The sequence below is a fragment of the Paenibacillus sp. FSL R10-2796 genome (assembly GCF_037965315.1).
Classification (GTDB): Bacteria; Bacillota; Bacilli; order Paenibacillales; family Paenibacillaceae; genus Paenibacillus_AQ; species Paenibacillus_AQ odorifer.
Window position 1 is genome coordinate 5,072,321 of record NZ_CP150178.1, and the last position, 18,367, is coordinate 5,090,687.

Genomic DNA, 18,367 nt, shown 5'->3' on the forward strand with positions numbered 1-18,367 from the left:
TCACGATTGCTTTAAGCAGGCAGTAGTTTCATGACGGTTTCGATAATGATGCTGATGATGGGTACGGCTAGTACCATAATTAGCACTTTGCCGGCGAGTTCTATTTTGGAAGCAATCGATTCCTGACCGGCATCTCGTACAATCTGTGCACCGAACTCCGCGATATAGGAAATGCCGATGATTTTGAAAACAGTCTTCAAATAAATCATTTCCATCCCCGATGACTCAGCCACCCGCTCCAGTGTAGAGAGGATCATTCCGATCTTGCCGATGAGAAACATAAAAATTAGAATTCCTGTTGTAGTAGCAAGAAGGAAGGCGAACATCGGTTTTTGTTCCTTCAGTACGAGAATCAATATGGTCGATATCAGCCCAATCCCAACAACTTGAATAATCTCCATGGCACGCCTATTGAAAAAGAAAGATCGTTTTTATTTCCTGCAGCAACCCGTCCAGCATACGAATCACCATGAACAGCACGACTACGAACCCGATCACGGTGACCCAATGTGCGAAATCCTCTTTTCCCATCTGTTTGAGCACCGTGTGTATCATGGCGATAATTATGCCAATGCCGGCAATTTGAAAAATCGCATTGACTTCAATATTCATTCCTGGCACCTCGCTAAAAGATCAAAATGACGATCAGTACTCCAAGCAGCAGACCCAGGCTTTTACTTAACTTTTCATATTTGCCTTGATCCTCTCTGGCCACCGACTCCTCCTGCTTCAATTGCTGCAATGCTAACGCGATATGAGTGCTCTGATTCGACCTATCGCTTGTGCCGAGAGTACAGCTGAGCTGGCGAAGAATCTCTCTTTCTGTCCCCTTCATAGCGGTAGACTTCCAATATGCTTCCATCGCCCGCTGGATGGCATCCTGGGCGCTTCTGTCATAGGGAGGGCTCATCTCCTCCGCTGTTTTGACAAACAACGATTTCAGCGGGTCCTTCGACTGATTCCCAATCCGCCGCATGGCTTCCGGCAGTGGGGTGAAGCCGTACATGATCTCTGTTTCCAACCGCTGTAGTGCTGCTATTAAACCTCTGATATGTCTGGGCCTGTCTGCATATTGACGAGCAAACTGGAGACCTGCAAGCGTACCAGCCACCACAATGAGCACAGCACCGAACAGCTTAAGCATGCAAATCACCACCTAGTCGATCCCCGGGAGAGATAAGCAGCATTCCTCTTTTCTGGCCATCCAGAATACGAAACGTGAGGCCTGCTTCTGAACGATGGAGTATGACATATCTCTCGAACATCTTTTGTTCCAGCAGTCCTCCAAGACCCGGCCTACGAGCCAACTCTGTTACATCTTTTCCGTGAGCGGAAGCAATGACAGATATTCCGGCATGCAGGGCCTCGGTAACTGCTTCGGCATCTTCAGGACGCCCAATCTCATCCGCGATTAATACATCTGGCGATAGCGACCGGATCATCATCATCATGCCTTCTGCCTTGGGACAGCCATCAAGAACATCAGTCCGCGGACCCACGTCAAAAGCGGGAACACCACGCCGGCTGCCAGCAATTTCAGACCGTTCGTCAACAATTCCCACCTTCAGCCCCGGTCTAATCCCTTCGCGCTTGCCCAATTCCCCTAAGGAGATTTGTCTTGCAAGATCGCGGAGCAGGGTAGTCTTGCCATGTTGTGGAGGGGAGAGAATCAAGGTGTGCATCATTCGCTGCCGCCCCTTGTCCAGTAAATAAGGCAGCACTCCATCTGCGATTCCAGGTACTTCTCGAGCAATACGGACATTAAAGCCAGTGATATCACGAAGATGCTCTACACCTCCGCCACTCAGTACTGTCCGGCCAGCAAGTCCTATCCGATGACCGCCGGGAATCGTAATAAATCCTTTTCTCAGCTCTTCTTCCATCGTATATAGCGAATGGTTGCTGATCAGGTCTAGCAGTCGATGAGTGTCTTCCCGATCCGGCTTGTAAGCTTCTTCAGGCCTCTGCGTCAAACTGCCATTCACTCTTAGAAAGTGATATTTACCAGAGTAGTTAATTTCCAGCGGACGACCTTCACGGACACGAATCTCCTCCACCATTCCTAGCAGCGGAAGGGGAAGGCACTTTAACAGCGCTCTTACTTTTTCAGGAAACAATTGCAGCCAATCATCTGCCATACAAAGTACCCCCAAGCTGTCCTCTACTTAATTGCTTTATTCCATATTTATGCTTGTACGCGCCCAATATGCCTATCATCTATCATTTTTTCAAAATCCCGATTAAGAGAAAGGCTACACCGCAGCCCACCCAGCCTAATTTGCTCCATGACAGCTGCTGTGCCATCCCAGTCAGACCAATAGCTGTCGTCAATATCAATATGGTCGGGCCTACCAAAGCCAGTCCAGAATTGACAGCCAGCGCCTTATCGACCTGATTTAATCTGAGCATTATCAGCGCAGCTATAATCTCTGCACTGCCCGAGAACAACCGCAGAGTCGCCATCCAGCTTACATACTTGTCCAATCTACTCCACTCCTTTTACTAATTCATTCATACCAAAAGAGATCTGAGGCTTGTTTAGCTTTCTATTATTCATGGATATGCGTGGCTTTTTCACTTTAGACAATGAGAAATGACAGATTTGCAGATCAGACTGTGAAAGAATTCATAGTGAGTGGGTTCATAAATAAATATAATCAGTACGATAAAATAATTTTTACGAACGCCTTCATCTGTGGTATCCTTTTTAATTGGAAATATAGTGAGTTTATATTTTCAAAAAAAGGCAAACTAAAAAGACATAAGAAAAAGAGGGGATTTGTGTCATGCACGTACGAAATTACGGGCTACCGCTCAGCATGCGGTCCGTAGTCAGACCAGTAAGAGAAGCGGCAATCATTATTTTTTCAGCTTTTTTAGTCGCCGCAGGGATGAGATTATTTCTAATTCCTCATCAACTGCTAAGCGGCGGGGTAGCAGGGGTGGCTTCAGTCATCGGGTATGTAACTAATCCGAAGTACATCTCAATCATTTATTTTGCGATAAACCTTCCTGTTCTGATCTGGGGATTTATTGCAGTGGGGAAAAAGTACATCTTACTAAGCATGCTTTCCGTTTTAGCTACCACCTGGTTCATGACAATTATTCCTGCGGTGAAAGTGACCAAAGACCCGATTTTGGCTAGTATTTTTGGCGGCGTAATTATTGCTGGCGGGGTTGGATTTTCTCTCCGTGCCGGGGGTTCATCTGGAGGATTTGATATATTAGGCTCGATTATTACACGTAAGCGGGATATTCCTATTGGGAATGTACTCTTCGTAATGGATGGGCTCGTTATTCTGAGTTTAGGCTTCTTTAAAAGCTGGGACTCAGCCTTATACGCTATGCTCTGTATTTTTGTGAAAAGCAGAGTGGTTGATATGATTCATATTCGTCATGTTAAGCTAACCTGCTTCATTGTTACCAAGGAACGGGATAAAATGCTGAATCGTCTTAGAGAGCTGCCTCATGGCATCACAGTAGTCAACGCAGAGGGCGGCTACAGTCACGAGGGCAATACAATGCTGATGACCGTAACGACCCGCTATGAGCTTTCAGAGCTGCGTAAGACAATCCTTGAGACGGATCCAAGCTCTTTCGTCAATGTACTCGAGACTGTTGAAATTCTAGGCCGATTTAGACGTTTAGGATAAATACCCATATAGATGTAAAAAGGAACGCTGCATTCAAACCTGCAGCGTTCCTTTTCATTTATAGCGGGATGTCCAAAAAGGAGACCCCGTAGCTAAATAGCTGTAGGATCTCCCTTTTTATTGATTGAACGGCTCTTAACGACGATCCTTAGGACCACCAACAAAGGCCTGCTCAGTTGTATCCAGATTATAAGCGGTGTGAAGCGCCTGAATGATCGATGGCAAATTACCGGATTCGATTACACAAGAAACCTTAATTTCTGACGTGCTGACCATCTTAATGCTTACGCCCTCTTGGGAGAGTACATCAAACATTTGAGCTGCAACACCAGGATGGCTAACCATACCCGCACCAACAATAGAAACCTTCACAAGGTTATCCTCGGACGTTACTTCACGGTAAGGTAAAGTTTTATGGATTTCTTTAATGACTTCCTTCGCACGATCCAGTTCATCAAGTGAAACTGTAAATGAGAAGTCAGCCTGTTCATTCTGCACACCACTTTGCACAATGATATCAACGTTTACGCCTTCTTCAGCCAGCTTGCCGAAGACTTGAGCAAGTACACCCGGTACATCAGGTACTCCTAGAATACTGACACGTGCTACATTCTTATCATAAGCAATCCCACTAACTACGACTCCTTGCTCCATGCTTGCTTCCTCCTTCACAACAGTACCTTCATTATGATTAAAGCTCGATCTAACGACCAGCTTAACTTGATGACGCTTAGCATACTCCACTGCACGCGGATGTAGTACCGCCGCTCCCAGATTGGCAAGCTCTAGCATCTCATCGTATGAGATTTCGTTCAGCTTGCGGGCTGTTTTCACAATGCGTGGATCTGTAGAATAGATACCATCAACGTCAGTATAAATCTCACATACATCTGCTTGAATAGCAGCCGCAAGGGCTACAGCTGTCGTGTCCGATCCTCCGCGGCCCAGGGTAGTGATCTCACCATCCAAAGTCATCCCTTGGAAACCGGCAACGATAACGATCTGTTCGCGTTCCAAAGAAGCTACTACACGGTGTGGATCAATATCATTGATACGAGCTCTACCGTGGGTTTCGTCTGTACGGAACCCGGCCTGCCATCCTGTATAAGATACTGCATTCCGCCCGATCCCATGAAGAGCTATGGACAAAAGAGCAACGGAAATCTGCTCTCCTGTTGTCATCAGCATATCCATTTCACGTGCAGGCGGCTGCCCGTTTAATTGCTTCGCCGTATCGATCAAATCATCTGTTGTATCCCCCATAGCAGATACAACTACAACGCAGCGATGTCCCTCATCCTGCTTGTCTGCGATGCGCTTGGCAACACGTTGCATGCGTTCTGTGTCGCCGACGGAGCTGCCTCCGAATTTCATAACATAAAGTGACAAAGTCCCACTCACTCCCCATATCGGTCTATGTAGTTGCTTCTAATCGGTTTCCCGCTTTAAACCAGTATAATACGAAAATAGCGTAATGCGTTAATGATTTCATTAAAAAATTATTGATTTTCCAGAAGCTAACAAAAAGATAAGGTCAGCTTCAAGACACTAGCTGACCTCATTTCACTCGTCTTCCAGTTTTTTATTGAGAAGCTGGTCGATAAGTCAGGGCCATCACTCCAGAACTGAATCTTTTGGAGTCCACTAGCTCCAACGTCTTCTCTTCACCAACGTTATCGAACAGGCGCTGACCGCTACCCAGCAGAATCGGGAAGACCAGAAGCTGATATTCATCGACAAGGCCAAGCTGCATCAGGCTCTGCGCAAGCGTACGACTGCCAAAAACGAGAATATCTCTCCCCGGCTGCTCCTTCAGCTTGGACACTTCCTGAGCAAGATCGCCCTTGATCAAGCTTGAATTGCTCCATGTTGTTTCTTCGAGAGTTGTGGAGACTACGTACTTAGCGTATCCATTCATCATTTCACCGTACTCACCTGTCTGCTCAACCATATTTGGCCAAGCCTCTGCAAAACCTTCGTAGGTTGTCCGTCCTAACATTAGAGCGTCAGCATCTTTCAGTTCAGCAAACTTGAAATGCTCCTGTTCTTCACTTCCGAATGAGAAGGTCCATTGTGGATTTTCCATAACACCATCAAGGGATATGAACTCAGATATAATTAATTTTCTCATATGCGCCTCCTTCTGATCCTTTAATTCGTAAGTATAACATTCTCACCCATACTGTTCCTCATGCATCCTCGTTTATATACCAAAAACCCCCCACCGTAATAACGGGGGAGGCTGATTGGTTATAAGTTCGGCAAGTATGATGCTTCCTACGCGCGGGAGATATATTTACCTTCGCGAGTATCAATAAGCAGCACATCTCCTTCATTGATGAACAGAGGAACTTGTACAGAATGACCTGTTTCAAGCTTGGCCGATTTAGTAGCGCCTTGAGCAGTATTTCCCTTCACACCTGGCTCAGTTTCAACAACCTTCAGCTCTACGCTGGTAGGCAGGTTAATCCCAAGGATTTCACCTTGGTAACTGATGATGTTTACAGTCATGTTCTCTTTAAGGAAGTTCAATTCCCATTCAAGCTGCTTGCTGGACAATTCGAATTGGTCATAAGTTTCGTTGTCCATGAAAGCATGCTCCGATCCGCTTGCATACAAATATTGCACGCCACGGTTCTCAATAATAGCACGGCCAATAGTTTCACCAGCACGGAAAGTACGCTCAACAGTGTTACCATTGCGCAGGTTTTTCAGCTTAGAGCGAACGAACGCAGCACCTTTACCTGGTTTAACGTGCTGGAAATCAAGAACGGTAAAAATATCACCGTCCACCTCTACGGTCAAGCCTGTCTTAAAATCGTTTACTGAAATCACTAAAAATCCCTCCTGAATTCGATAATTAAACTACTACTTTTCTTACTTACAGTACTGTATATTCTTTGGACGAATGGGTCAGCAGCGATATTCCGCTCTCGGTGATCACAATATCGTCTTCAATACGTACTCCGCCAATCCCCGGCAAATAGATACCTGGTTCTACAGTAACGACCATTCCCGGCTGCATGATATCGTCACTCAGCTTGGACAAACGCGGCCATTCATGAACTTCCATTCCAAGTCCATGACCCGTGCTATGTCCAAATTGATCACCATATCCGTAGCTAGCGATGATATCACGTGCCAGTGCATCACATTCCCGTCCAGTCATACCCGGTTTGATATGTGCCAACGTATGTAGCTGAGCTTCCAGCACAATATCATAGATTTCTTTCAGCTTCGGATCTGGAGCTCCGAGTGCAATGGTACGAGTCACATCTGAGCAGTATCCATCGAGTAATGCGCCGAAATCAAGCGTAATAAATTCATTACCTTGAATTACACGGCTGCTTGCTACGCCATGCGGCATGGACGAACGTTCACCTGAAGCAACAATCGTATCAAACGATGACGCAGTTGCCCCGTGGGTACGCATATAGAATTCCATTTCCAAATCGACGTCTCTTTCAGTCATGCCTGGTTTGATCACATTCAGAATATGATTGAATGTAGCATCAGCCAGATCAGCTGCACGTTGCATAACAGCAAGCTCTTCAGCATCCTTGAACATACGGAGGTCTTCCACGGCTTTGGAAACTGGAACTAACACTGCCGGCTTAAGGGCTTCCGCATATGAGGTATAAGCGCTGAATGAGACATCATCCTGTTCGAAACCAACACGTACCTCACTGCCTGTTGGCAGCAACTCGCGTACTGTATCAATAAATTTAGGACCATGCTCTACAACCTTAACTCCTACCGCTTGATCCGCAGCCTGTGTCATGTACCTGAAGTCAGTTAGCAGATAACAATCATCACTTGTCACCAATACATAACCGGACGATCCGGTAAATCCACTTAAATAGCGGCGGTTATAACCGCTGGTTATCAACATTGCTTCCAATCCTTTATCCTGCAAAACCTTACGCAGCTTGGAGACGCGCTCGTTACCCATTTTCATTCTCCTCTCGAAATAGCCACATTGTATTTTAACATAGGGATATCCCCTTGAGAAGTTTTTTCGAGCCGTTAGGCAAGTGCAGTCGCTTGCTCACGCTTTCGTTCGTCGGTATACTCAATCGCCGCTGTGTATCCAATGAACATCCCCCAAAGTAAAAAAAGGCAGAACTCACTAATCACAGTGTTCCACGGCAGCTTAAAAGGCGGCTGCATAAGAAACATTTGCGAGCCGGGAATAAATATAACTACCCACCACAAAACACCATAAACCAATCCTGGCCAAGGTCCCTTCAGCTTGCGCAGAATAAGCACGTATAGCAGTGAGGCTATCACTGAAAATAAGATGAAAAACAAATAACCCACGAGATGTCCATACATTGTTGTCAGAAAAGTATGTTTAAAAAACGGCTCTGCTAAATAACCGGGACTAACCTTGGTAAAGCTGAACCAGTAGATTAACCAGTGCAGCCCTCCCCAAATCAAACCTGCGAAAAAACCTAATTCGAGCGCAAAAAACCAAATATTAGTATGATCTGATTGTTGTTGATGTGATTTGCTCATAGAATTGCCTCTCTTTCCGTATTTTTAATAACGATTTGTCTCTCCTTGTCCATATAAGGTAGTATGTGCAGCAAAAGGCGATCCAACTAGTAATGTCTTCAAAAATTAGTTACAATGTATTATATAAATCATATTAATTACGGGAAGGTGAATTGGTTGTCCCAGGAAACTCCCAGCTATGGCGGCCAAGCCGTCATTGAAGGCGTCATGTTCGGCGGCAAGCATATTAATGTAACAGCCGTGCGACGAAAGAATCAGGAGATTACATTTTTGGAGGTGCCAAGAAGCGATAAGAGCTGGGTCACTAAACTGCGCAAGATTCCGCTGCTTCGCGGCCTTGTCAGTATTATAGATGCCAGCGCCAAAGGCTCTAAGCACTTGAACTATTCGGCTGAATCCTATGCCGAAGATGAATTGGAACCCGAAGAACTGGCGAAAGAGAAAGCTAAGCCGAAGAAAAAGGACGAAGGCTGGAGCCTCGGAATGATTTTTGGCGTTGCTGTTATGGGTATTCTCTCCTTCTTATTCGGAAAGCTCATTTTTACGCTTGTACCAGTATTTGTCGAAGATTTTTTATTCAAGAATGCATTTGATAACTATGTACTGCACAACCTCATAGAAGGCGGCATTAAAATGGTTCTCTTGCTGGTCTATTTATGGGCGATTTCGCAAACACCTGTGATCAAGCGGCTATTCCAGTATCACGGTGCGGAACACAAAGTCATCAGCGCCTTTGAAGCAGGTGAAGAGCTGACTGTCCAGAACGTTCAGAAATACAGCCGTCTGCATTACCGCTGCGGAAGCAGTTTTATGATGCTGACGATTATCCTCGGCGTTATTATTTACTCCGTAGTACCCTGGGATAATCTTTGGGAACGTGTGATCCAACGGATTATTCTGCTGCCTGTCGTAATCGGTGTTTCGTTTGAGGTTCTGAAGGGTACCAACGCAGTAAGAGAAATTCCAGGTCTCAAATACTTGGGATACCCTGGACTATGGCTGCAGCTGCTCACTACCAAAGAACCAAAGGATGATCAGGTAGAAGTATCCATCGCCTCTTTCAATCGTATGCGTGAGCTTGATGCAGAGATTGAAGCCAGAGGATATACGGAGGCAAGTGTGTCAGGCGGCATATTGGATCCTGCGAAAGGATGAGTGTCCTATGATCAGGCATGCTTTAATTTTTTGGATTTCAGTAATTCTTGCAATATTCGGTTTTGTGATTGGAGTCTTGACTGAGCCTTTCTATACGCTGTCGAAGCTGATTCTCCCCTTAGTACTGTTAGTGATTATCTATTATGCTTACAAAATGGGACCAGGGAAATACGCTCGCAGCAGTAATGGATCTAGAATCAAAGTCAAACCTTCGCAGAAAACCATGACCAAGGTTGCTGGGATTCGCAAGACACAAGCAGCACCGGGCAAACGTAAAAGTTATCCCTTCCAAGTCATCGAAGGAAATAAAGGGAAAAACGATGATCAGCTTCCGAAGTACCATTAACTAAATAAAAACAAACACCAAAAAGCATCTCCACGTTTCAAAATAACGTGTGGGATGCTTTTTTTCTGATATTATAAAGCTTGCTTTTTATCTGGGGCGCCACTCCTTAAAGAAGTCTTCCCCTGCCTTCAGTCCGGCGGCATACAATTCGTCGCTTTGCATCTTCGTAATATTAAATTGGGTCGTGCCTATACCAAGCGTTGGGATGGTTACCGTGCGGACATATTTATCATCTTCAATATATTTCTCATCATGAGCAGACAGCATGGTGCTTACCATAGCTTGCAGCATACTGAACGGCCCCCTAATCCTGTGGGGCTGCGGGTCGGTTTTACCTACTGTTTGATACCCTACCGTAGGGATTCTTCTCCCCGGCACTTTACTATTCTCATTCATCCCGTCAAATAGCCATAAAGGAAAATTGCTTAATAACCCTCCATCCACAACGTATACAAATTGCTCAATAAAAGACTTCCCTCTAGCAGATTGTCCATTTAACCTGAGCATCACTGGATCAAAAAAATAAGGAATACTGCAGCTCATGCGCACAGCCTTAGCCACCTCAAAATGTTCAGGAGAGATTCCATACTGTTCTAACCCATCTGGTAAGACCAATATCCGGCCATTGGTAATGTCGGAAGCAATTATAGATAGTTTGCCTGGAGGCAGATCACGAAAAGTGATAATTCCCTTTTTTAGCAAAAGCGATCTCATCCACGATTCCAAGGCTTCACCCGAATACAATCCCTTCTTCAATAACACTCGCAGTGCAGGACCTACCCAAGCCGTATTATAGATGGGAGCTCGCTTCATAAACGATGAAAAAGAAGTTCCTTGGATCATCCGACTCATTTCCTCACCTTCATAACCCGCAGCCAGTAAAGTCGCTACAATTGCGCCTGAGGAGGTGCCAGCGACCTTTTTAAAGGTTCGCCCCGCCCTTTCCGTGGCTTCAACTGCTCCAGCGAGAGAAATCCCTTTTACTCCCCCTCCTTCAAACACAGCGTTAATCTCCATACACAAAAACCCCCCGTTTCCCATAGATTCTATTGCTTATCTATGAGCACGGGGGAGCATTCATGACTCCTTATCTAGAACAGTTATCTTATTTGGACTGAAAATAAAAGGTCAGCAAATTTGATAATCCAAACGGATTGCGGACAACAATGTCATTTGCTCTGAACATAATACTGCCTGCAACCTCTTTATATTTCTCATTATACTTAAGCTGGTTGATGATTTGGTCGCCACTTTGCCATTCTGCTTTCTGGTCACTTGCTCCAACCTTATAAGCAGCTTGCCCAATATAGAGCTTAACATTCGTATTCTCTACCTCTTTAACCCACCAATCTACTAGCTTATCGTAACGGGCAGTGCTAAAGGACAGACTCCAATAAATTTGCGGTGCGACATAGTCAATCCAGCCTTGCTTGATCCATGTCCGAACATCGGCGTACATATCGTCATAAGCGGTAACTCCAGCTGTGGTATCCGAACCTGTGCTGTCTTTTTTGATATTACGCCATACACCAAACGGACTAATTCCATAAGAAACCTTCGGTTTCACCTTATGAATCTGTTCTCCCAATTGACGGACGAATTCATTAATATTATCGCGGCGCCAATCCGCCTTAGAGGACAGGTTCTTCGTGTTATAAGTCTTATAAGCAGTATCATCGGCAAAAGATACACCTGAAGGATAGAAATAATCATCCAAATGGACACCATCTACATCATAGCCTTTGACGACCTCCAACACTGTATCGATAATGTGCTGGCGGGCTGCTGGGATCCCTGGATTGATGTATTTTTTACCTCCTGCGTCTACAATCCATTCCGGATTTGACTTAGCCACATGATTACTTGCTAATGCGGATGTAGAAGCATCCGTTGTCGCGCGGAATGGGTTGAACCATGCATGGAACTGCATACCGCGTGAATGTGCAGCGCTGACCATATAGCTCAACGGGTCATAACCCGGATTTTTTCCTTGTGTGCCGGTCAGCACCTTAGACCAAGGAACTAGAACAGAAGGGTACAGGCTGTCTGCTGAGGTTCTAACCTGTACAAAAACAGCATTAAAACCAACAGCTTTTAGCTTGTCCAGCAGATTATCAAATTCTTGTTTTTGTTTCGCTTCGTTACCTGCAGAAGCTACTGAAGGCCAGTCCAGATTAAATACTGTAGAGATCCAGGCTCCCTTCATCTCCTTGTTAGCCGACGCACCAGGAATACTTGGAACTGTTGGCGAGGTCGGTTTTGGAGTCGCTGTAGGGGCTGGGGCCGGCGTTGGCGTAACGACTGGAGTCGCTGTAGGTACTGCTGGTGTTTCCGGATCAGCAGCCTGCGGCGGCTCTGTATTAGAGTACAAAGAAATATGTTTGGTTGCCTGATCCCAGATAACCTGTAACCCCAATTGCTCACTTACAAAACGAAGCGGCACCATAACCCGTCCCTGCTTAATCTGTACTGAGGTGTCGAGGGCTACAGAAGCATTATTAACTAATGCACTTTTCTGGCCACTGGTCAGCTTGATCTCTGTATCTCCTTGCGTGATTGTTACTGTCTTACTGCTTTGATTCCAAACTACTCCAGCATTCAACCCTTTACTAATGACGCTAATTGGCACCATCGTTACATTCGAAGCTGTGATATACGGCGGCACATCGCTTGCCAGCGCCTCGCCATCCAGTTCAATGGTAATCTGCACAGCTGCCGCACGTGCCCCAGGAGACCATAAAGGCAGAAACAATACTAATACTAGCAATCCCAACATCCATTTACGATAATTCATAATTCCTCCCCAAATCTAAATAATATGTATCCTATAAAAAAAGAAAAAACGGATCAATCCTCCAAGTTGATGTACCGATTCCACCCTTCAAAAGAGCGGTATCAGTCTCAGCCAGAAAAAGGACTTATCCGTTTTGACGCTAAAAACTGGGAAAGGTTGCACTAAACAAAATAGAAACGGCTATACCATCAAGTAGTTTATGCTCACCAAAGCCTTGCTGGGCATAACTTTAAGGACGGTATCCGTTTCGGGAAAAAACATTTCAAGAATCGCTTGCCAGTTCATTGTGAATAGCATATAAAGTCTGCAGACGTTCTTCATCGCGGCGGAAATATTCCACCAACGTTTCGATACGTGTAATCGAATCCCAACTCAGGTGGTGCTCGATCCCTTCAACATCATTATAGATAAATTCCTGCTGTACTCCGATCAAACCGAGGAATTCTTCCAATAGTTGATGACGATCAACAAGACGTTTCCCTACTTTTTTCCCTTTGTTGGTTAGGACAAGCCCACGATATTTCTCATAGATGAGATATTCGTCCTTATCCAGTTTTTGGATCATCTTGGTCACAGAGGAGGGGTGTACTTCCAGTCCCTCGGCAATATCCGAGACCCGCGCATAACCTTTCTCATCAATGAGCTTATATATGCGCTCCAAATAATCCTCCATGCTGGGTGTTGGCATTAAAATTTACCTCTTTTCTATAATGAACCTGGCGCCGAGCCAAACCTTGCTCTAACAATGATACATGTTTCTAACGCCCCTTGGCAAGTCCTTCAAGAGAACATACTGCGGAGTTACCCATGATTGCCATGCTTCTAATGAGACTCAGTTAGGCATAATAAACTTACTCATCTTTCAGAAGGAGCGTGAATTCATGACTATAGTGACACCTGAGACCCCTCCCGTAAAGAGAACCAGAAAAGCTACAGCCCTTTTTGTCCCCGAGCTTGTTTTCTTCGAGCCGGATGCTTTAAATTACCCGAAAGGTGAACGAATTATGGAATGGGTGAAGGCTAACAATATTCCCTATCGCATGACTACATCGCATAACCGTATAATGAATTTCCCGGGTGACACAGAGGTCGAGAAATATAAAATTGCCAAAAGAACACTTGTAGTCGGCCTGCGCAAAACCTTAAAGTTTGACCAATCCAAACCCTCCGCAGATTATGCAATTCCGATCGCAACTGGCTGCATGGGCCACTGCCATTATTGTTATTTGCAGACTACTTTAGGGGCAAAGCCTTACATTCGTGTATATGTAAACACCGAAGACATCATTGACGCCGCCAAAAAATATATCGAGGAGCGCAGCCCTGAGATCACGACTTTTGAAGCAGCCTGTACCTCAGATCCGTTAGGACTGGAGCATATTACCGGGTCTCTTTCAGAACTCATCACATTCATGGCAGCGGAGCCCCTTGGCCGCCTGCGCTTTGTGACCAAATACCAACATGTTGAACCTCTACTCGATTTGCAGCATAACGGACATACCAGAATTCGTTTTAGCGTGAATGCTGACTATGTGATCAAAAATTTCGAGCCTGCTACCTCGCGGTTTGAAGAGCGAATTGAAGCGGCTGGAAAGGTTGCCCGCGCCGGCTATCCACTAGGCTTCATCATTGCCCCAATTATTTGGTATGACGGCTGGCAGGAAGGCTATGCGGAGCTGCTGGCCAAATTAGCCAAGACCCTTCCGCCAGAAATCGGAAAAGGTCTAACCTTTGAAATGATTCAGCACCGATTCACCAAAACAGCCAAGACTGTAATTGAGAAACGTTACCCGAAATCCAAACTAGAAATGGACATGGAGAAACGCAAAAAGAAATGGGGCCGCTGGGGACAGAACAAATATGTCTATCCGGATGAACAGCAAACCGCCCTGCGAGAATTTATCACAGAGCGGATTTTCGAGCATTTTCCGGAAGCAGGTATTGATTACTTCACCTAAAAAATCAGCCAATCCGGCGTTATTCCTTGTAGCCACACTGTGATCCGGAACATTTGATCCGTGAACAGCAAAATACCCATAAATACCATAAGTATGCCGCCAATCTTCATCAGCAGATTCGAGTACTTGAGGATACGCTTCACTCCGCCTAGGAAAAAGGCTAAAAGAAAAAATGGCAAAGCAAATCCGATGCTATACGCGGTAATCAATGTAAACCAAGTGCCCGGGTCGCTTGCCGAAAGAGCAATAATTGCCGTCAAAATCGGCCCGATACAGGGTGACCAACCCGCAGAAAAACCAATTCCGAAAATAAAGGAGCCCACATAACCCGCCGGTTTCCATTTTAAATCAAGCTTACGTTCACGAAGTAAAAACTGCGGCTGAAAAATCCCAAGCAAAAACAAACCCATTACAATAATTAGAATCGCCGACAATTGCCGGATCAGATCACGCTGGCCATTAAAGAATTGCCCGAATAACCCAGCCCCAAAACCAAGTGTGTAAAAAACTGCAGAAAAACCTAATATAAATGCCAATGTATGAGTCAGGGTGCGTACACGAACCTCTTTAGAGTTGCTGCCTGATTTTAATTGTTGAACGGATAACCCGGTAATGTACGATAAATAAGAGGGGTACAGCGGTAAACAGCATGGCGATATAAACGATGCCACCCCTGCGGCTAAAGCAATTCCTGCATTGATATTAGACAAAATAGCGGCTCTCCTTCCGGCATTCGAGTCACTTCATGGAGCTGCTTATGGCTCCTTTTTTTCGCTTATCGTCCTTACAAGGACACCGAAGGCGTTTATGCTTGCCTAATGTGATACCGATTACTTAATTCGCTGTTTATGCTGGCAATCCCTTTTTACCGATCAAGGTTAATACCAATAATGATATGAGCAAAAGCACAATAGTTGCACCGGGAGCCAAATTCCAGACTCCAGCTACCACTAGTCCGCCTACAACGGCAATCTCCGAAATAATAACCGCCAGGATGACCGAGGATTTAAAGCTACGGGATAGCAATAAGCTGATTGCGACCGGAATAGTCAACAAAGCAGATACCAACAGCGAGCCTACGATCTTGATGGCTGTGCTAATCACAAGTGCTGTCAGAATGGTGATCAGCATGTTAAGCAGTTTCACCGGAAGCCCGCTTACACTTGCTGCATCCTCTTCAAAGCTAAGCAAAAAGAACTCTTTAAAGAACATCGAAACTACCACTACAACAGCTATAGTCACTATGCCTACAACGATCAAATCGGTATTATCGAGCGTATAAATGCTGCCGAACAAATAACTCATTACGTCCGCATTATACCCTTTTCCTAAGGTGAAAAAGAGTGAAGCCAACGCCACTCCGCCTGACATTATAATGGCAATCGACAGCTCCGCATAACTCTTATAAGCCTTACGAAGCTTTTCAATCGCGAAGGACGCTACCACTGCAAAGATAAGGCCTGCGCCCAGCGGATAAAATCCTGTTAGAAAACCGAGTGCCACCCCCGCTATAGTAACATGAGCCAGCGTATCACCAATCATGGATAATCGTCTAAGCACAAGAAAAACGCCTATAAGCGGCGCTGTTATACCAATCAGCAGTCCGCCCGCAAGCGCCCGCTGAAAAAAATCGCTAAATAGTATTTCCAACTTAAACTCTCCTTCATACAAAACTCAAACCATTTTAAAGCCTTTTTCAAACCTTTTTCGATCCCTCCCAAACCCTCCCTTCCAAGGGAGGGCCCCAAGGGCTCTGCCCTCTGGACACCCGTTAAGTGCAACTAGCGTAGGAGTTAGTGTTACTGAACATAGATAGGTCGGGGAAAGATCGCTTTCGTCCCTAAAGGGACACGCTTGCAGACTGGGCGGTGCTTAGATAAGAGAAAACAAGAAATAGGAACAAGGTCGAAATACTCCTAGTAAAAACCCTGTCTACTGACTAACTTCCACACGCAAGTTATGTATGCACTGAGAACAGAGGCAAACCTCTGCTCAGAGTTTAATTATGACTTAAGAGAGCGTGTGCTGCAGATTCTCTTCTGTGCAATTCTGGAGATCATGTGAGTGGCGGGAGTAAAAGTTGATTTTACCATTCGTCTGCACGGGCTCATGACCTAAATAATTTTTGATCATGTCGATATCATGTGACACCATCAGGAAGGTCATATGATGATGAGCATGCATATGGGTAATTAATTCAAAGAATCCCGCTTGTGATTCGGCATCAATACCCACCGTAGGTTCGTCCAAAATCAGCAGGTCAGGATGGTTAATCAGCGCCCGAGCCAGAAAAACACGCTGCTGCTGACCGCCTGACAACTGGCCTACTCTTTTCTCCGCGATATCTTGTATCCGCATGACTTCAAGTGCATCCTCACATTGACGATGCTGAGCCTTAGATACTCTGCGGATCAGATTCTTGTTATTATATAGACCTGACAGAACTACTTCACGCACCGTTGCTGGAAACAATGGGTTGAAGGCATTCTTTTGCGGAACATACCCGATACGTTCCCAGTCTTTAAACTTGCGGACAGACGTTCCGAATAATTTAATTTCACCACTGCTCGCTGGAAGCAAGCCGACGATCATTTTCATCAATGTTGTTTTACCAGCACCATTAGAACCAATGATACCAAGGAAATCTCGTTCTCTTACACTATAGTTAAGATTCGATATCACCTTCTGTTCCCCATATGAAAAAGAAAGATCCTGTATATCGATGATATGCTGATGGCAGTCCAAGGATACCGATTGCATGCTTAAGTACCGCCTTTCCCTTATACTTTCCTTATTATTGTAAGGCCATAATCAGATTTTGCAAATTTTTCTCCATCAGAGTGAAGTAATTATCGCCGTTCTTCTCTTGCTCCGCAGTAAGTCCCTCTACCGGATTAAGCACCATAGTGGAAACGCCCGCTTCGGCGGCCAGAGTCTTAGCCAGTTTATCGGAGACAAGCTCTTCAAAAAAGATATACTTAATCCCTTCATCTTTTACCATTTTCGCAAGCTTCACTAAATCCTGTCCGCGCGGCTCAGCGTCTGGCGAAAGTCCCATAATCGCATGTTGATCCAATCCATAATCACGGGCAAGGTAAGAAAAAGCCTGATGTGATACTACGATCTTATGGTTGGGCAGCTTAGCAAGCTCCTCTTTGAATTTACTGTCTAACGCCTGCAAACGTTCCGCAAGCTTATTGTAACGCTCTTCATAACCTTCTTTATGCTCAGGATCCACGGACTGAAGGCTTTCTTTAATATTCTGAGCCATGACAATGGCTGATTTTGGACTTACCCAAGTATGCGGGTCTGTATGCAGGCTGTCTCCTGAGGCATTACTGTTATGATCCGTGTCCTCATTTTGATGAGACTCTTCCTCACTTGCCCCATGATCATGCCCGTCATCTTCATCGGTCATGATATAATCAATACCTTGGCTTACTTCAACCGCCTTAACTTTACTGCTGCTATCAAGGCCTTTTAAAAAGTTAGGAACCCAGCCTTCTAAGCCTGCACCGTTATATAGAAATAGCTGTGCCTTAGAAGTGTTGATAATATCTTGACTGCGCGGTGTCCAATCATGTGGCTCCACACCCACTGGAAGCAGGTTAATAGCATTGATATCTTCCCCGCCAATCTCCTTAGCAAACTCGTAAATAGGATAAAAGGTTGTAACTACATTTACTTTCCCTTCAACTATACTTCCACTGCTCTTAGGTCCGCATGCACTTAGTGTAAATACAAGTACCAGTGCAAGGACGAGCAAACTTATACGTGATTTCATTGCCGCCATTATATTGATCTACCCCTCAAATCGTAAATTTTACTATTAGTAGTATAATAGTAATCGTTACGATAAGTCAACAAAGAAACCTCACTCAGAAGAAAGACGGTATCGTCCTTTATAAAAAAGAAATGCTCCCACAACCAACCCGGCTGAAGG

The 18,367-nt window shown here is 45.1% G+C and carries 21 protein-coding genes; 4 read left to right on the forward strand and 17 right to left on the reverse strand.

The genetic code is table 11. The features are described 5' to 3' along the window. Positions 1–11: 11 nt before the first annotated feature. From spoIIIAD to NST58_RS23050, 5 genes are all read right to left on the reverse strand, one after another. Complete coding sequence (spoIIIAD, locus tag NST58_RS23030; RefSeq protein ID WP_036682847.1) at positions 12–401, reverse strand: stage III sporulation protein AD; 390 nt, start codon at positions 399–401, stop codon at positions 12–14. Between the two features lie 7 nt (positions 402–408). Further along, positions 409–612, reverse strand: coding sequence for a stage III sporulation protein AC (gene spoIIIAC / locus NST58_RS23035; RefSeq protein ID WP_036682849.1), 204 nt, complete (start codon positions 610–612; stop codon positions 409–411). A 13-nt stretch (positions 613–625) separates the two neighbouring features. Continuing rightward, positions 626–1,144 (reverse strand): stage III sporulation protein SpoIIIAB, encoded by a 519-nt coding sequence (spoIIIAB, locus tag NST58_RS23040; protein ID WP_076104383.1) that lies wholly within the window; start codon positions 1,142–1,144, stop codon positions 626–628. Then, positions 1,137–2,138: a stage III sporulation protein AA gene (spoIIIAA, locus tag NST58_RS23045; RefSeq protein WP_076129644.1), complete on the reverse strand. Its 1,002-nt coding sequence runs from the start codon at positions 2,136–2,138 to the stop codon at positions 1,137–1,139. Before spoIIIAA ends, spoIIIAB begins: the two co-directional genes overlap by 8 nt. 82 nt (positions 2,139–2,220) lie before the next feature. Then, complete coding sequence (locus NST58_RS23050; RefSeq protein WP_036683194.1) at positions 2,221–2,463, reverse strand: YqhV family protein; 243 nt, start codon at positions 2,461–2,463, stop codon at positions 2,221–2,223. Between the two features lie 323 nt (positions 2,464–2,786). Between NST58_RS23050 and NST58_RS23055 the strand changes: the two genes are divergently transcribed. Next, positions 2,787–3,653, forward strand: coding sequence for a YitT family protein (locus NST58_RS23055; protein WP_081387084.1), 867 nt, complete (start codon positions 2,787–2,789; stop codon positions 3,651–3,653). Between the two features lie 135 nt (positions 3,654–3,788). Here NST58_RS23055 and NST58_RS23060 read toward each other — a convergent pair whose 3' ends face one another. From NST58_RS23060 to NST58_RS23080, 5 genes are all read right to left on the reverse strand, one after another. Beyond that, complete coding sequence (locus tag NST58_RS23060; protein WP_036682855.1) at positions 3,789–5,042, reverse strand: aspartate kinase; 1,254 nt, start codon at positions 5,040–5,042, stop codon at positions 3,789–3,791. A gap of 193 nt (positions 5,043–5,235) precedes the next feature. After that, positions 5,236–5,784, reverse strand: a complete 549-nt coding sequence (locus tag NST58_RS23065; RefSeq protein ID WP_248548417.1) for a dihydrofolate reductase family protein — start codon at positions 5,782–5,784, stop codon at positions 5,236–5,238. Positions 5,785–5,930: 146 nt separating this feature from the next. Continuing rightward, positions 5,931–6,488: an elongation factor P gene (efp, locus tag NST58_RS23070; protein ID WP_038572538.1), complete on the reverse strand. Its 558-nt coding sequence runs from the start codon at positions 6,486–6,488 to the stop codon at positions 5,931–5,933. Between the two features lie 46 nt (positions 6,489–6,534). Then, entirely contained in the window at positions 6,535–7,605 is a 1,071-nt protein-coding gene (locus NST58_RS23075; RefSeq protein WP_036682862.1) for a Xaa-Pro peptidase family protein, read from the reverse strand. Between the two features lie 74 nt (positions 7,606–7,679). Continuing rightward, positions 7,680–8,171 carry a YqhR family membrane protein gene (locus NST58_RS23080; protein ID WP_036682865.1) on the reverse strand — a complete coding sequence of 164 codons (492 nt, stop codon included), beginning with the start codon at positions 8,169–8,171 and terminating at the stop codon, positions 7,680–7,682. Between the two features lie 156 nt (positions 8,172–8,327). On the opposite strand from NST58_RS23080, the gene NST58_RS23085 reads away from it, so the two are divergent. Together NST58_RS23085 and NST58_RS23090 are read left to right on the forward strand one after the other, a co-directional pair. Further along, positions 8,328–9,326 carry a DUF1385 domain-containing protein gene (locus NST58_RS23085; RefSeq protein WP_036682868.1) on the forward strand — a complete coding sequence of 333 codons (999 nt, stop codon included), beginning with the start codon at positions 8,328–8,330 and terminating at the stop codon, positions 9,324–9,326. A gap of 7 nt (positions 9,327–9,333) precedes the next feature. Further along, the gene (locus tag NST58_RS23090; RefSeq protein WP_076193100.1) at positions 9,334–9,672 is read left to right on the forward strand and encodes a hypothetical protein; all 339 of its coding nucleotides are present in this window, start codon (positions 9,334–9,336) and stop codon (positions 9,670–9,672) included. Positions 9,673–9,759: 87 nt separating this feature from the next. Here NST58_RS23090 and NST58_RS23095 read toward each other — a convergent pair whose 3' ends face one another. The 3 genes from NST58_RS23095 to mntR all read right to left on the reverse strand — a co-directional run bounded on the left by NST58_RS23095 (position 9,760) and on the right by mntR (position 13,154). Further along, positions 9,760–10,689: a patatin-like phospholipase family protein gene (locus NST58_RS23095; protein ID WP_076193098.1), complete on the reverse strand. Its 930-nt coding sequence runs from the start codon at positions 10,687–10,689 to the stop codon at positions 9,760–9,762. 88 nt (positions 10,690–10,777) lie between these two features. Then, entirely contained in the window at positions 10,778–12,466 is a 1,689-nt protein-coding gene (locus NST58_RS23100; protein WP_339244303.1) for a family 10 glycosylhydrolase, read from the reverse strand. A gap of 262 nt (positions 12,467–12,728) precedes the next feature. Next, on the reverse strand, positions 12,729–13,154 hold the full coding sequence (gene mntR / locus NST58_RS23105; RefSeq protein ID WP_036682880.1) for a transcriptional regulator MntR: 426 nt from the start codon (positions 13,152–13,154) through the stop codon (positions 12,729–12,731). Positions 13,155–13,347: 193 nt separating this feature from the next. On the opposite strand from mntR, the gene splB reads away from it, so the two are divergent. Next, complete coding sequence (splB, locus tag NST58_RS23110; RefSeq protein WP_339244306.1) at positions 13,348–14,424, forward strand: spore photoproduct lyase; 1,077 nt, start codon at positions 13,348–13,350, stop codon at positions 14,422–14,424. Here splB and NST58_RS23115 read toward each other — a convergent pair. From NST58_RS23115 to NST58_RS23130, 4 genes are all read right to left on the reverse strand, one after another. Next, positions 14,421–15,134, reverse strand: a complete 714-nt coding sequence (locus NST58_RS23115; protein ID WP_339244308.1) for a cytochrome c biogenesis protein CcdA — start codon at positions 15,132–15,134, stop codon at positions 14,421–14,423. The two genes, splB and NST58_RS23115, sit on opposite strands and share 4 nt — an antisense overlap. Positions 15,135–15,270: 136 nt before the next feature. After that, the gene (locus NST58_RS23120; RefSeq protein ID WP_036682884.1) at positions 15,271–16,074 is read right to left on the reverse strand and encodes a metal ABC transporter permease; all 804 of its coding nucleotides are present in this window, start codon (positions 16,072–16,074) and stop codon (positions 15,271–15,273) included. Positions 16,075–16,434: 360 nt separating this feature from the next. Next, on the reverse strand, positions 16,435–17,184 hold the full coding sequence (locus NST58_RS23125) for a metal ABC transporter ATP-binding protein (protein WP_076281385.1): 750 nt from the start codon (positions 17,182–17,184) through the stop codon (positions 16,435–16,437). A gap of 34 nt (positions 17,185–17,218) precedes the next feature. Further along, complete coding sequence (locus tag NST58_RS23130; RefSeq protein WP_076277679.1) at positions 17,219–18,217, reverse strand: zinc ABC transporter substrate-binding protein; 999 nt, start codon at positions 18,215–18,217, stop codon at positions 17,219–17,221. Positions 18,218–18,367: the final 150 nt, after the last annotated feature.